The sequence below is a fragment of the Bradyrhizobium sp. BWA-3-5 genome (assembly GCF_032917985.1).
Classification (GTDB): domain Bacteria; phylum Pseudomonadota; class Alphaproteobacteria; order Rhizobiales; family Xanthobacteraceae; genus Bradyrhizobium.
Map to the genome: position 1 here is coordinate 3,003,848 of NZ_CP136626.1, position 14,612 is coordinate 3,018,459.

General features: G+C 62.6%; 14 protein-coding genes. 12 read left to right on the forward strand and 2 right to left on the reverse strand.

What is annotated here, in order from left to right:
• Positions 1 to 322: 322 nt before the first annotated feature.
• From RX331_RS14325 to RX331_RS14350, 6 genes are all read left to right on the forward strand, one after another.
• Positions 323 to 1,036 carry a TetR/AcrR family transcriptional regulator gene (locus RX331_RS14325; protein WP_317257166.1) on the forward strand — a complete coding sequence of 238 codons (714 nt, stop codon included), beginning with the start codon at positions 323 to 325 and terminating at the stop codon, positions 1,034 to 1,036.
• On the forward strand, positions 1,033 to 1,818 hold the full coding sequence (locus RX331_RS14330; RefSeq protein ID WP_317257167.1) for an efflux RND transporter periplasmic adaptor subunit: 786 nt from the start codon (positions 1,033 to 1,035) through the stop codon (positions 1,816 to 1,818). The genes RX331_RS14325 and RX331_RS14330 overlap by 4 nt, the downstream gene beginning before the upstream one ends.
• The gene (locus RX331_RS14335; protein WP_317257168.1) at positions 1,815 to 2,759 is read left to right on the forward strand and encodes an ABC transporter ATP-binding protein; all 945 of its coding nucleotides are present in this window, start codon (positions 1,815 to 1,817) and stop codon (positions 2,757 to 2,759) included. Before RX331_RS14330 ends, RX331_RS14335 begins: the two co-directional genes overlap by 4 nt.
• Positions 2,756 to 3,922, forward strand: coding sequence for an ABC transporter permease (locus RX331_RS14340; protein WP_317257169.1), 1,167 nt, complete (start codon positions 2,756 to 2,758; stop codon positions 3,920 to 3,922). Before RX331_RS14335 ends, RX331_RS14340 begins: the two co-directional genes overlap by 4 nt.
• A gap of 125 nt (positions 3,923 to 4,047) precedes the next feature.
• Positions 4,048 to 5,358, forward strand: coding sequence for an adenylate/guanylate cyclase domain-containing protein (locus tag RX331_RS14345; protein WP_317257170.1), 1,311 nt, complete (start codon positions 4,048 to 4,050; stop codon positions 5,356 to 5,358).
• An 8-nt stretch (positions 5,359 to 5,366) separates the two neighbouring features.
• Positions 5,367 to 6,269 (forward strand): PhzF family phenazine biosynthesis protein, encoded by a 903-nt coding sequence (locus RX331_RS14350; protein ID WP_317257171.1) that lies wholly within the window; start codon positions 5,367 to 5,369, stop codon positions 6,267 to 6,269.
• A gap of 120 nt (positions 6,270 to 6,389) precedes the next feature.
• On the opposite strand, the gene RX331_RS14355 is transcribed toward RX331_RS14350, so the two are convergent.
• Positions 6,390 to 6,854 carry a DUF488 domain-containing protein gene (locus tag RX331_RS14355; protein ID WP_317257172.1) on the reverse strand — a complete coding sequence of 155 codons (465 nt, stop codon included), beginning with the start codon at positions 6,852 to 6,854 and terminating at the stop codon, positions 6,390 to 6,392.
• Between the two features lie 252 nt (positions 6,855 to 7,106).
• On the opposite strand from RX331_RS14355, the gene RX331_RS38790 reads away from it, so the two are divergent.
• Positions 7,107 to 7,271 carry a hypothetical protein gene (locus RX331_RS38790; RefSeq protein ID WP_410708201.1) on the forward strand — a complete coding sequence of 55 codons (165 nt, stop codon included), beginning with the start codon at positions 7,107 to 7,109 and terminating at the stop codon, positions 7,269 to 7,271.
• Positions 7,272 to 7,280: 9 nt separating this feature from the next.
• Here RX331_RS38790 and RX331_RS14365 read toward each other — a convergent pair whose 3' ends face one another.
• Positions 7,281 to 8,105, reverse strand: coding sequence for a DUF72 domain-containing protein (locus RX331_RS14365; protein WP_317257173.1), 825 nt, complete (start codon positions 8,103 to 8,105; stop codon positions 7,281 to 7,283).
• A gap of 301 nt (positions 8,106 to 8,406) precedes the next feature.
• On the opposite strand from RX331_RS14365, the gene RX331_RS14370 reads away from it, so the two are divergent.
• From RX331_RS14370 to RX331_RS14390, 5 genes are all read left to right on the forward strand, one after another.
• Positions 8,407 to 9,210, forward strand: coding sequence for a Crp/Fnr family transcriptional regulator (locus tag RX331_RS14370; RefSeq protein ID WP_410708202.1), 804 nt, complete (start codon positions 8,407 to 8,409; stop codon positions 9,208 to 9,210).
• 534 nt (positions 9,211 to 9,744) lie between these two features.
• Complete coding sequence (locus tag RX331_RS14375) at positions 9,745 to 11,181, forward strand: ABC transporter substrate-binding protein (protein ID WP_317257174.1); 1,437 nt, start codon at positions 9,745 to 9,747, stop codon at positions 11,179 to 11,181.
• 51 nt (positions 11,182 to 11,232) lie between these two features.
• Positions 11,233 to 12,201, forward strand: a complete 969-nt coding sequence (locus RX331_RS14380; RefSeq protein WP_317257175.1) for an ABC transporter permease — start codon at positions 11,233 to 11,235, stop codon at positions 12,199 to 12,201.
• Between the two features lie 2 nt (positions 12,202 to 12,203).
• Positions 12,204 to 13,067, forward strand: a complete 864-nt coding sequence (locus RX331_RS14385) for an ABC transporter ATP-binding protein (protein WP_317258128.1) — start codon at positions 12,204 to 12,206, stop codon at positions 13,065 to 13,067.
• Between the two features lie 123 nt (positions 13,068 to 13,190).
• Complete coding sequence (locus tag RX331_RS14390; RefSeq protein WP_317257176.1) at positions 13,191 to 14,558, forward strand: arylsulfatase; 1,368 nt, start codon at positions 13,191 to 13,193, stop codon at positions 14,556 to 14,558.
• The last annotated feature ends 54 nt before the right edge of the window (positions 14,559 to 14,612 follow it).

Genomic DNA, 14,612 nt, shown 5'->3' on the forward strand with positions numbered 1-14,612 from the left:
GTTCTCCCCTGTCTGCAATTCGTCCCGCCGTCCTGACGCGCGTTGAGGATGAGCGGCATGTCTCCTGCAACTATAGCCATGCGCAATCGGTTGGCCACTCTACTTCCGCCTAGAGCGTACCTTTCAGCAGGTCGCCATCGCCGTCCGGCAGACCGCCGCGAGCGAGATGCGGAGAGACACCCGTATCTGTGGGATGGGAAAGCCGATAGGAGCCGCGCCAAAATACGTCCGTGGGCCGCCGCCTCTGTCAGTCACGCCGACGTGAGAGCATCCGTTTTGCGCGCGCATTGACAATGACTGACCAGTCAGTCATAAATGAAGCATGAAAAAGGAAGTCGCCAAAAACGCCCGAAAATCCGCTGCAAAGCCGGCCGATCGCCGCCCCGGGGTGAGGGCATCGGCAGCGTCGAGCCCGCCACAAAAGCCTGCTTCCAACCGCGCCGAACGTGCGGCCGAGCGGCGCGGGGCGATCATCGCGGCGGCGATGGACGAGTTCATCGCCCGCGGCTTTGCGGCGACGCGGCTCGACGACATCGCCAGGCGCGCCGGCGTCGCCAAGGGCACGATCTACCTGCACTTCAAGGACAAGGAATCGATGTTCGAGGAACTGATCCGTACCGCCATCGTTCCGATGATCAGCCGTCTCTGGGCGACGCCGCCCAAGCCAGATGCATCCGTGCGCGACCTGATGGAGGGGTTTGCCCGCACCTTCATCGAGGAGGTGGCGACCACACGGCGCGGCGATCTCGTGCGGCTGATCGTGGCCGAGGGGCCGCGCTTTCCGGAAGTGGCCGACTTCTACTACCGCGAAGTGGTGTCGCGGGGGCTGGCCGGCATGCGCGCCCTGATCGAGCTCGGCATCGCACGCGGCGAGATCCGACAAACCAAGCTCGTGCAGTTTCCACAGATCGTGGTCGCGCCGGCGCTAATCGCGGTGATCTGGCAGAGCCTTTTCGCGCGGCACGCGCCGCTCGATGCGATCGCGATGTTTCGTGTTCATCTCGATTTGATTTTTGGCGAACGGAGAGCGGCATGATTGCGTCGCGAACGATAAATATCCTGGCCGCGCTGACGCTCGCCGCCACGCTTGCGGGCTGCAAGGAGCGCAGGGACCCGGGCTTTCAGGGCTGGGTGGAAGCCGACATGATCTTTGTCAGCCCCGACGAGAGCGGCCGTGTCATCAAGCTCAATGTGCGCGAGGGCGACGAGGTCAAGCCCGGCGATCACCTTTATTCCGTCGATGACGATCTGCAGCAGGCGGACCTCAACCAGAATAAGGCGACGCTCGCCAATGCGCAGCAGACGTTTGATCGCGCGGCCTCGCTGAGCAAGACCGGCTCCGGCACGCAAGCCAATTTGGACTCCGCAACCTCGGCGCTACGCGTGGCGGAAGCCCGCGTCAACACCTCGCAAACGCGGCTGGCGCGGCGCAGCGGCTTCGCGCCGGTTGGCGGCACGGTCCAGCAGATCTATTTCCGCGAAGGCGAAATGGTCCCGGCGCAGCGGCCGGTGCTGTCGATCATGCCGCCCGGCAACATGAAGATCCGCTTCTTCGTGCCGGAGACCGAATTGCCGAAGCTTGCGATCGGCGACGAGGTGAGGGTGACCTGCGACAATTGCGCGGCGGATCTCACCGCCAAGATCTACTTCATCGCGACGACGGCGGAATATACCCCGCCGGTCATCTACAGCCTCGATGAACGCAACAAGCTGGTCTATCTGATCCAGGCACGGCCGAGCCGGCCCGACGTGCTGCGCGTCGGCCAGCCGATCAGCGTATTCCTCAATCCAAGGACGCCGGTGGCGGACAAGCGATGAATCCAGCGCCCGCATCAGCCCCCGACATCGCCATCAACGTCGAAGGTCTTTCAAAATCCTTCGGCGGCCGCGAGGTCGTGCATGACCTTTCGATGCAGGTGAAGCGCGGCTCGATCTACGGCTTCCTCGGCCCGAACGGCTCTGGCAAGACCACGACCATCCGCATGCTGTGCGGGCTGTTGACGCCGGATGCCGGCGAAGGCACCTGCCTCGGCTACGACATTCGCCGCGACGCCGACAAGATCAAGCGCCTGGTCGGCTATATGACGCAGCGCTTCAGCCTGTATCAGGATCTCTCGGTGCGCGAGAACCTCGAATTCGTCGCGCGGCTCTACGGTCTGCGCGATGCGCGGGGCGCGGCCGGCGACATGATCCAGCGCATCGGCCTGAGCGGCCGCGAGGAGCAACTGGCCGGCGAGCTTTCCGGCGGCTGGAAGCAGCGGCTGGCGCTCGGCGCCTGCACGCTGCCCAACCCGCACTTGCTGCTGCTCGATGAGCCGACTGCCGGCGTCGACCCCAAGGCGCGGCGCGACTTCTGGAACGAGATCCACGCGCTCGCCGCGGAAGGGCTGACGGTGCTGGTCTCCACGCACTACATGGACGAGGCCGAGCGCTGCCACGAGATCGCTTACATCGCCTATGGCCACCTGCTGGCGCATGGCACGGTGGATGATGTGATCGCGAAATCGGCGCTTTCGACCTGGACGGTCTCCGGCGACGACCTCAACGGGCTGGCGACTGAGCTTAGCGGCAAGCCCGGCGTCGACATGGTGGCGCCGTTCGGCACCAGCCTGCACGTCTCCGGGCGCGACAAGGCGGCGCTCGAGGCAACGATCGCGCCGTACCGCGCCAAGAAGGGATGGCGCTGGGAAGATAGCGAGCCGTCGCTGGAAGACGTCTTCATCGATCTCATGAACCGCTCAAAGGACAATTTCCAATGAGTGCGACCGACACCGTTCGTCCCGCCGGCGCGGCGAGGGAGCCGGCCTTCGGCTTCTGGCGGCGCAGCTATGCGATGCTGGTCAAGGAATTCATCCAGCTTCGCCGCGACCGCGTCTCGTTCGCGATGATCGTGATGATCCCTGTCATGCAGCTCTTGCTGTTCGGCTACGCCATCAACACCACGCCGCGCCATCTGCCGACAGCGGTCTTGATCCAGGAGGACAGCGACCTGGCGCGCTCGGTGCTGAAGGCACTTGAGAATACCAGCTACTTCCGCTTCACCCGCGAGGTCCACAGCGTCGCCGAGTTCGACGACCTCCTGCAGTCCGGCAAGGTGCTGTTCGGGGTCGAGATCCCGCGCGGCTTCGAGCGGGCGGTACGGCGCGGCGACAAGCCGGCGCTGCTGGTCGCGGCGGATGCGACCGATCCTGTCGCCGCCAGCGCGGCGCTCGGATCGCTCGGCGTCCTGGTGCAGACCGCGCTCGCCCACGACGTTCACATCGGCGACCCACCCGCGATGCCGTTCGAGATCCGGGCGCATGCCCGCTACAACCCCGCGGCCGAATCCCGGCTCAACATCGTGCCGGGCCTGGTCGGCACCATCCTGACCATGACAATGCTGATCTTCACTGCGCTGTCGGTGACGCGCGAGATCGAGCGCGGCACCATGGAGAGCCTGCTGTCGATGCCGATCAAGCCGGTCGAGGTGATGTTCGGCAAGATCATCCCGTACGTGATCGTCGGCTTCATCCAGGCGACGCTGATCGTCGGCATCGGAGTCCTGTTGTTCGGGGTGCCGATTCTCGGCAGCGTCACGCTGCTGGCACTGCTGACGACGCTATTCATCACCACCAACCTGTCGATCGGCTACACTTTCTCCACCATCGTGCAGAACCAACTGCAGGCGATGCAGATGTCGATGATGTTCTTCCTGCCCAGCATCCTGCTCTCTGGATTCATGTTTCCGTTCGCGGGCATGCCGGTCTGGGCGCAGTATCTCGGCGAAGCGTTGCCGCTGACCCATTACATCCGCATCGTGCGCGCCATCATGTTGAAGGGCGCGGTGCCGTCCAACCTGCAATACGATACGATTGCACTCATTGTACTGATGCTGGTGGCGATGACGATCGCCGTGACACGCTTCCGTCGCACGCTGGATTGAGGTTATATGCACACCCGTCATTTCGGGGCGATGCACAGCATCGAACTATGGTGCGCACTTGCGCACCTGAGAATCTCGAGATTCCGGGTTCGCCTCTTCGAGGCGCCCCGGAATGACAAGGGGCGATGATGTTTGGGTTGTGGGGCACGGGGAAGAAAGACCAAGACATCGGCGTGTCGGCCGACTTCCAGCGCGCGTTGACGCAGCAGGTAATGGCGACCGAGTTGTTGCGCATCAAGGCGCTGATCGGAACGACTGTCCTTTTGTCCGTCATCCTCTGGACCGTCTACTTCCTCGCGCCCGAAAAAGTGAGCCAGGTCTGGCACGGCAATCTTAAGCCGCATTATCTCTATTCGGTCATGGTGCCGTTCATCCTGTTCGAACTGTGGGTGCACGGCGCGATAACGCGGCACATGCGTGAGGGGCGTGATCTGCCCTTGTTCCGGCGTTACCTCGGCGCGCTGATCGAGACGTCGATGCCGACGGTTGCACTGGCGCTTCACATCAACGCCATGGGCTCGGTAGCCGCGCTCGGCTTCGTGGTCCCGATGACTTACTTCATCTTCATTATCCTCTCGACCCTGCGGCTCGATTTCTGGCTCTCTACCTTCACCGGATTCGTCGCTGCGACCGAGCTGTTTCTGATGGCCCTTTTCTATCATCCGGATCCTGGCCCGGAGGTAAGCGTTTTCTATCACGCCGCGCGCAGCCTGATCCTGCTGATCGGCGGCATGCTGGCTGGCGCTGTCGGCCTGCAGTTGCGACGGCAATTCGAAGCCAGCATCAAGGCCGCGACCGCGCGCGACCGCATCACCAATCTGTTCGGCCAGCACGTCTCCCCGCAGGTGGTCGAACGCCTGATGGCCGAGGGCACCAAGGCCGACAGCGACATCCGCCGCGTCGCCGTCATGTTCGTCGACTTTCGCAGCTTCACCGCGGGCGCGCGTACCCGCTCGCCGCAGGAGGTGGTGGATCGGCTCGACGGCGCCTTTGCCATCCTGGTCGATATTCTCGACCGCCACGGCGGCATCGTGAACAAGTTCCTGGGCGACGGATTCCTGGCGCTGTTCGGCGCGCCGCTGGAAGCGCCGGACCCGGCGCACCGGGCGGTGGCGGCGGCGCGCGAGATGCTAGAGGCCAATGCGCGGGTCAACGAAGCGACGAGCTGGCCGCTGCGCATCGGCATCGGCATTCACCTCGGTGAAGTCGTCGCCGGTAGCATCGGCTCGCCCAGGCGCAAGGAATACACCGTGATCGGCGACACCGTGAATTTTGCCTCGCGGCTCGAGGCGCTCAACAAGGACTTCAATTCGCAGTTCCTGATCTCGGAGGCGGTGCACGATGCACTCGGCGACGCCTGCAGAGACGCCGTCTCGCTCGGCGAGGTCGAGGTCAGGGGCTATGAGCGGCCGATGGCCGTGTGGCGACTTGCATAGGGGTCGAAATGAATAGACGTTACATCACCGTCGACGTGTTCACCGACCGCGCCTTTGGCGGCAATCCGCTCGGCGTGGTGCTCGATGCCGGTGGTCTCTCGACCGAGCAGATGCAAGCGATTGCGCGCGAATTCAACTATTCGGAGACGACCTTCCTGCTGCCGCCGCGCGATGCCGCGCACGATGCGCAAGTCCGCATCTTCACCGTGAATCGCGAGATACCCTTTGCCGGCCACCCCAACGTCGGCACCGCCTTCGTGCTGGCGACGCAGGCGGCAAAGCCGCCGGCGCGGCTGTTGTTCGAGGAAGAGGCTGGGCTCGTGCCGGTCGAGATTGCGACCGAGCAGGGCAGAGTCGTCAGCACCGAATTCACGGCGCCGCAGCCCTTGAAGCGGATGTCGCATGTCAGCACGGATGCGGCGGCGGCGTTGCTTTCGCTGTCGGCAAGCGATGTGAAAACCGACCGCCACCCGCCGCAGGTCATTTCCGTGGGGCTGTCCTTCATCGCCGTCGAGCTTGCCTCGCGCGAGGCGCTGCGGCAGGCGAAGCCAGATGCTGCCGCATTCGAAAAAACGTTTCCATGTGACGGTAGCGATGCGGTGTACCTCTACACCCGCGATGTGCCGGCAAGTGAAAAGCCCTGTGACTTGCAGGCGCGGATGTTCCATCCCGGCTCAAGCGGATTGTCGGAAGATCCTGCCACCGGGAGTGCGACGGCGGCAGCCGCAGCGCTGCTCGCCGATCTCGACGCTACCAAGGACGGTGAATTGAAGTTGAAGATCGGGCAGGGCGTCGACATGGGCCGGCCAAGCCTGCTGCTCACGCGCGTCCGCAAGCAGGGCGGCAAGGTCGCGTCGATCCATGTCGGCGGCGCCTGCGTGAAGATGATGGAAGGAACTTTCCGGCTGTAGGGGAAGGGGTGAGAAGCCACGGCGTCTCGCCGTCATTGCGAGCGAAGCGAAGCAATCCATGCCTCGGCCCCGGGATAGATGGATTGCTTCGTCGCTTCGCTTCTCGCAATGAGATCTCGGTTAAACCTGCGGCGCAACCAGGTTCTCCACCTTCACGCCATCGCGCTCCTCGATGATCTCCGCGATCCAGTGCCGGTGGCAATGGGTATGATCGCGCTCATAGCAGAGGATGCACACCGGCCCCGCCTGCTTCACCAGCGCTGACAGCTCGTCGAGCTCCTCCTTGGCTTGCGCCGTCTTCAGATGCTTGGAGTAGATCCGCTGCAGCACATCAAACTTGCCGCTGCGCGCCGCCTCGCGGCCCTCCTTCGGCGTACCCAAGCCCTTCAGGTGTAAATAGGCGATGCCGCGCTCGTCGAGCCCCGCGGCTAGTTGTTTCTTTGAAAAACCCGGCCGCCGCGAGGAGGCGACGGCACGCACGTCGACCAAAAGCTTGACGCCGGCCTGCTCCAGTTCGGCGAGCACGGCCTTGGCCGGCGTCTGCTCATAACCGATGGTGAAGAGGCGTTTGGTCTTGCGGGCCATGTCGATATCCACTGCGCTGATCAGTCGCCAGCAAAGCTAGGGACGCGCGAGGACGATTGCCATATGCCGCGTTGCCGCCGGATACGCCATGTCGCATAGTCCCGCTGAAAGAGCCTGCAAAAAGGCTCATTTGCGGGGGATACGATGAACCGATTTTGCCGGATGCTCACATGGCTGCGTTTCCGGCCTCAAGTCGATTTTTGGCTCGGCATTTTTGCGCCTGCCAGGACGCCGTCGGAGATAATCGCAAAGTTGCGCCGCGAAATCCGCGCCACGCTGCCCGAACTCAAGGTGCGCTTTGAGAAGAGCGGCGGGGAGGTGTGGGATCTGGCCGACGACAAACTCGATGCCTTCGTCGCCTCCGAATACGAGAGCCGGACCAAGCTGATCCGCGAAGCCGGGATCAGGCTTGACTGAGCGTGTCAGTCACTTCACGCGCTCGATCAATTCCATCGCGCCCGCCGGCGCGCGAACCTTGCCCTCATGGATCACATAGGCGAACACGTCGCGCGGCATCTTCTTCGGCTTGGTCTTGTCGACACGCGGCAAATCGTCGGGCTCGCCGCCACCAGCCCAGTCCTGAAAGCGCTTGGCCCAGGCGTCGAGTTGTTTTGGCGGATAGCACGTCTTGATCTCGTCGTTGCCCTTCTGCAGACGCGCATAGACGAAGTCACTGGCGACGTCGGCAATGGCCGGATATTTGCCGTGCTCGGCAAACACGACGGGCGTCTCGAACTCGCGTATCAATGCGATGAACTCCGGCACGCAGAAACTGTCATGCCGCACCTCGACCACATGGCGAAGCGCGCGCCCCTCGAGCTTGCGCGGCAGCAGTTCGAGGAATTTTCCGAAATCGGCCTCGTCGAATTTTTTGGTCGGTGCGAACTGCCAGAGCACCGGACCGAGCCGGTCGGCGAGCTCCAGCACGCCGGAATCGTAGAAGCGCTTTACGGAATCGCCGGCTTCCGCCAGCACACGGCGATTGGTCGCGAAGCGCGGCCCCTTCAATGAGAACACGAATCCGTCGGGCACCTCACGCGCCCATTTGCGAAAACTCTCCGGCTTCTGCGAGCCGTAATAGGTGCCGTTGATTTCGATCGAGGTCAGCTTCGACGCGGCGTAGGACAGCTCCTTCGCCTGCGCGAGCTTCTCCGGATAGAAGACGCCGCGCCACGGCTCGAAAGTCCAGCCGCCGATGCCGATATAGATGTTGCCGCTCTTATTTGCGGTCGATTTCGTAGGCTTGCTCACGGGGATCGCTCATCGGGAAATGGGAGGAGGGGACGGGCGATGTTAACCAAACCGGCCCCGATTTGCCAGATTGTCGCAGCAGCGGGCGAACACGTGGGAAACATGGTGGGCCCGCTGGCGCGACCACCCCAGATATGGACAGGGAAGTTCCTTCGACAGAGAATGAGCGCGGCACTTGGCGCGTCAATTGCAAAGCATGCAACGTCGCGGGCCGGTGCCGGCCGGGGATCTGGCAGTCCTGCCCGGTGCTCTCCGTCTGGATCGACGCAAGTTGGGATTGGGTTTGGCTTCGAGCGGATTCATGACTGGAAAGCATCAACTCCTGCAACCGGCGGCCCAGCCGGGCAAGGCCGGCGCGCCGGCACAATTCGGCGCATTGCTGATGACAGACAGCGGCGCGCAGCGGAGCGGGCCGCCATATCTGTTCAACGGACTGACTGAATCCGAAATCGCGCATGTCATAGGTTCGGGCAAGCGCAAGGTGCTCTATCGCGGCGCGCAGCTCTTCAGCCAGGGCAGCCCGCAGGATGGCATCTATTTGATCGAAAGCGGGCGCATCAAGGTATTCTACACCGCGCCCTCGGGACGCGAGATCACGCTCGCCTATTGGCACTCCGGCAATTTCGTCGGCGGCCCCGAAGTGTTCAAGCAGGGCCTGCATGTCTGGTCGGGCGAGGCCGCCGTCAACAGCGCGGTGCTGCACTTGCCGGGCGATGTACTGCGGCGGATGGTGATGACGATCCCTGCGCTTGCGATTGGAATTATCGAAGGCCTCAGTTTCAAGGGCCAGTGCTATTCGGCGCTGGCGCAGATGCTCGGCACGCGCTCGCCGACGGAAAGGCTGGCGCAGCTGCTGCTGCATCTGATGAATCTCTATGGCGTGGAAGAGCGCGACGGCGTCCTGATCGCCGCCTCATTCACCCATGCCGACCTCGCGCACATGACCGGCGTGACACGCCAGTCCGTCACCATCAGCCTCAAGAAGTTCACCGAGCTCGGCATCCTCGCCGCGCACGGCGCCAACCTCGTCATCAAGAACGCCGAGTTGCTCGGTGAAATTCGCGACGGCAAGCTAGGCAAGGGCGCGGCCTCGGACGAGGTCTGAGGAGCCCGGCAAGGCGATAAGCCCGCGTCAAACCGCCACCGGTACAAACTCGCTTGCTTGTAATTCCGGGCCTTCCGGACCAGGCCGATGCCGGCCTCGCGTGGCTAATTTCTAGCCACCGCGCCCATCCGATAGCCAAAACGGACGGCTTTCCTGTTCATAAATTGAGCATCCGATGTTTCTTCGCAATAGCTTGCTGGATCGAAGCGTTCGTCGTTTCCGATTTTGAGGAGACCGTTCAGAGTTCGCTTGCCGGACGTTTCGGGGTCCGGGATGGAAGCAAGCGAGTTCACGGCACATGACGTCAACTTCCTTCTTGAGCCGTACCGGTCGCGGACCGGGCCAACGCGAACCGGAGCCTCTGCAGGTCGTCAGCAGGGTTCCCCGTGGCATGTCGCTTGCACACTTGACTCATCAAGCCAGTCCACCTGCTCAACGCCGAGCAGCTCAGCCGCCTTCCGCAATAGCCGTCGGGGCGTCTCGCTTGGGCATCGCACAAAGTCCAGCACAGTTCGGTTCGAAAGGATTTGTTCTATGAGCGTCGGCCCTGCGTCCAAACTCCCTGGCTTCCTTCCGCTGCTCCTTGCCGCAAACCTTGGGTTGATACCCGCGACGGCAAACGCAGAGGTTCTTGAGATCGGCATCGGTACGCAGAATACGACGACCAATACCGTGACCGGTGGTGTCGTGCTGAAGGAGCTCGGTCTTCTTGAAAAGCATCTGCCGAAAACCGGCAAGTACAAGGACATTCAATACAAGCTGAGCTGGCAGAACGCGACGTCGGGCCCACCGATCACCAACGGCATGATGGCCAACAACATCCAGATCGGCATGATGGGCGACTACCCGCTGATGGTGAATGGCGCCACCGGGCAGGCCACCAAGAACGAAACGCAGCTCATCGCCATTATCGCCTATAACGCCGTCGGCGGCGGCAACGGCATCGTCGTCCATAAGGACTCACCATTCTATGAACTCGCAGATCTCAAGGGCAAGAACGTCTCCGTGCCGTTCGGCTCGGCCGCCCACGGCATGATGCTGACTTCGCTGCAGAAGCGCGGGCTGCCGCCGGACTTCTGGAATCTGGTATCGCAATCGCCCGAGGTCGGCAGCACCAACCTTCAGGAAAAGCGCATCGACGCGCATGGCGATTTCGTGCCGTTCGCCGAGTTGCTGCCGTTCAAAGGGTTCGCCCGCAAGATCTATGACGGTGCGGAAACCAAGACCCCGACATTCCACGGCGTCGTCGTGCGCAAGGATTTCGGCGAGAAGTACCCCGAGATCGTGGTCGCCTACATCACCGCGCTGATGGAGGCCAACGATTGGATGCGCAAGAATCCGAAGCTTGCCGCCGAGAAGATCGAGGAGTGGACCAAGATCAACAAGGAGGTGGTCTACATCTTCTTAGGTCCCGGCGGCGTTCACACGCTCGATGCGACCATCAAGCCGAAATGGATCGAAGCGGTCGGCGCGAACTACGCGATCCTGCAGAAGCTGAACATGATCAAGGAGCTCAATGTCGGCGCATGGGTGAATGACAAATTCGTTCGGCAGGCCTTCAAGGGGCAGGGGCTCGACTACGACAAGCAGCTCGCTTCGTTCGACACCTATAATGTGAAGGGCACTGACCCGATCTGCAACGCGCCGGTCGACAATCCCAGGCAGAGCGGCGAGATCTGGATCCAGGGCGGCGACATCGTGGCGCTCAGCTCGCCGGTCTGCACGCTGCTTGGCGTCAAGAAGTACGGCGCGGAGGGCAAGAAGTTCAACGCGGTCTATCTCGTCGATCATCAGCTCGGCATCAAGGTCTTCGCCGACGCCGCCTTCTATTCGGTCGGCGGCAGCGATCCGAAGAAGCCGGACGTGGTGCCGTTCCTGCTCAAGAAGGACGCCGAAGAATATGCGTCGAAGCACGGGGCCAAGCTCGCGACCTACGCCGAAGTGCTCGGCGCCATCAACATCGGACAATAGGCAGGTAGGCCCATGGGCGGTACGGCAAGTGCGAAGGTTGTAGTCCTTCCGATGATCGACCCGGAAAGTGAGCACCAGCCGCCGGCTGCGAAGCCCGTCGCGGCGGTGATCGCGGATAATACGAACGCCGCCGGCGCGGTCGTGCCGGCCATTTCGGAAATGACGCCGAGTGAGCCGGAGACCATCCCGACGGTTTCACTGACCAAGGTGTCCCGCCATCTGCTCGCGAAAATCACCCGCGAGCGCATCATAACCGCTGCGCTCGCCTGCGTGTCGCTCGGGGCGCTGTTCCTGTTCTGGTATCTCGGGACCAAGTACCGCCTCGAATTCTACATCCGCTTCAAGAACGTTCCGACGCCCTATGAAGTGTACCAGCAGCTTACCCAGGTCGGGCTGTCGAACAAGTATCTGGTCAACATCGCGATCAGCGTGCGCCGCATCCTGACCGGCTTCTTGATCGCCATCGCGATCGGCGTGCCGCTCGGGCTTGCGATCGGAAAATATCCGCGGGTGCGTGACCTGTTCATGCCCGTGGTCGAGGTGCTGCGGCCGATCCCGGCGATCGCCTGGGTGCCGATGTCGATCATGCTGTGGCCCAACAACGAGGCCAGTATCGTCTTCATCACCTTCATCGGCGCCTTCTTTCCGATCCTGCTCAACACCATCCACGGCGTGCATTCGCTGGATGGCGTGCTGATCCGGGCGGCGCGGTGTCTTGGTGCCAGCGAGTTCCGCCTGTTCCTGAATGTGATCCTGCCGGGCTCGCTGCCGCATATCTTCACGGGTCTCGCGGTCGGCATGGGCGTCGCCTGGGTGTCGCTGATCGCCGCCGAGATGATCTCGGGCCAGTTCGGCGTCGGCTACTTCACCTGGGAGGCGTACTCGCTGGTGGATTATCCCGCGATCGTGCTCGGCATGATCACCATCGGATGCCTTGGCCTCGCCTGCAGCGGCATCATCCGCATGGTCGGCAATCTCCTCATGCCGTGGCTGGCATTTGCACCGGGAGGCAAGCGATGACAATGGCGGCCGAAGCTCAAAAGGGTTTCATCGACGTTCGCGACATGGGCGTGACGTTCGGCGCCAACGACAACAAGGTCGTGGCCGTCGACAGCGTGTCGCTCAACGTCCAGCCCGGCGAGTTCGTCTCGCTGATCGGCCCCTCCGGCTGCGGCAAGTCGACCCTGCTCAGCATTGTCGCCGGCTTCGTCAAGCCGACGCGCGGCGAAGCCAAGCTCGACGGCAGGGCGATCACGAAGCCGGGCTCCGACCGCGGCGTGGTGTTTCAGCAATATTCGCTGTTTCCGTGGCTGTCGGTTCGCAAGAACGTCGAGTTCGGCCTGAAGATGGCCGGCGTCGAACAAGGCAAGCGCAACACGACCGCGCGGGCGCTGCTCGATCTCGCCGGGCTGCGGTCATTCGAGAACCATTATCCGGATCAGCTCTCCGGCGGCATGAAGCAGCGCATCGGCATCGTCCGCGCGCTGGCGACCAGTCCCCAGGTCTTGCTGATGGACGAGCCGTTCGGCGCGCTCGACACGCAGACCCGCGTCGTGATGCAGGAAATCCTGACCAACATCTGGCAGCAGTTCAAGATCTCGGTGCTGTTCATCACCCACGACATCGAGGAGTCGATTTTTCTTTCCGACCGCATCTACGTCATGACGGCGCGGCCGGGCCGCATCAAGGCGGAGATCAAGGTGCCGCTGCCGCGCCCGCGCACGGCAGAAATGACCGATACGCCGGAATTCATGAACCTGGTGCAGGAGCTCAAGGGGCTGATCCGCGAGGAGTCGCTGGCCGCCATGGCGCCTGAAATCAAGGATCGAGGCCTTTCAGGCTTCGGGATGAAAGTGGGACCGAAAGGAGTAGGCGAAATCTTCTGACATCCGTTTGAACGTCGCGGCCGCACAGGCGCGAGATAGCAATCAATCACAGTAACCAAGGAGACGCGAACAGGCGTGCGCGTCAACGATGACCCGCGCCTTGCGTCAGGATCGGAGAATTAAATGGCAAAGAGACCCAACATACTGTTTTTTCACGTCGACAACCTCGGCATGGGCGAGCTCGGCTGTTACGGCGGCGGCATTCTGCGCGGCGCCGATACCAAGCGCATGGATGCGTTCGCCAAGCAAGGCGTCAAGCTGACGCATTACGTCGTCGAGCCGCAGTGCACGCCGACCCGCTCGGCGCTGATGACCGGCCGCTTCCCGATCCGCTCGGGCAACCACACGATCGCGCTCGGCGGCAATGGCGGCGGCATCGTCAAGTGGGAGCGCACCATCGGCGCGATCCTGTCAGAATCCGGCTACGCCACCTCGATCTACGGCAAGTGGCACATCGGCGCCGAAGACGGCCGGTTCCCGACCGATCACGGCTTCGACGAATGGTACGGCCCGCTGCGCACCTATGACGAATGCATGTGGCTGACCGACCCGCATTACGTGGCGGAGCGCGACGGCTTCTCGCACATGCATGAGGGCGTGAAGGGCAAGGGCGCCTGGCCGATCATGGAAGAGCAGCTCACCATGGAGACCAAGAAGACCTGCGACCTCGAGTATCAGAAGCGCGCCATCAAGTTCATGGAGAAGTCGGTCAAGGCGGACAAGCCGTTCTACTGTTATTTCAACCACTCGCTGATGCACTTCCCGATGAGCCCGCGTGACGAATTCGTCGGCAAGAGCACCAATGGCGATTGGGGCGACTGCCTCTTGATGCTCGACCATGATTTCGGCGTGCTGCTCGACAAGCTCGATGAACTCGGCGTCGCCGACAACACCATCGTCGTGATGTGCGGCGACAACGGCGCCGAGGATCATCTCGCCGGCCGTGGCACCGGCGGCTTCTTCGACGGCTCCTATTTCAGCTCGGCTGAAGGCGGCATCCGCACGCCGCTGCTGATCCGCTGGCCGGGCCGTATTCCGGCAGGCATCGAAAGCAACGAGATGGTGCATGTCACCGATATGTTCACCACGCTGCTCTCGATGACCGGCTGCGAGAAGCCCGCCGATCGCCTGATCGACGGCGTCGACCAGAGCCCGTTCTTCATGGGCCATCAGAAAGCCTCCAACCGCGAGTCCTGCATCGTCTGGCTGAAGGACGAACTGCACGCCGTGAAGTGGAAGGACTTCAAGATCAACTTCAAGCGGCAGCAGCATTTCCACGATCCGGAGTTGCCGCTCGGCTTTGCCCGCATCACGCATCTGCAGGAAGACCCCAAGGAGCGTGAGGCCGTCAACCAGCGCTATGTGCGCTGGTGGGTGATGCAGCATGCCCAGCGCGTCATCAGGGAATTCGAGGAGAGTGCCAAGAAGGAGGAATTGATTCCGCCGGGCGCTCCGCTCGATTTCGTGCCCAAGCGCCACGCGAAGGCCTGACCGCGATGACTGCACCGACGAGAGCGGAAACGATCGCGCTGGGTGCAGCCGGCC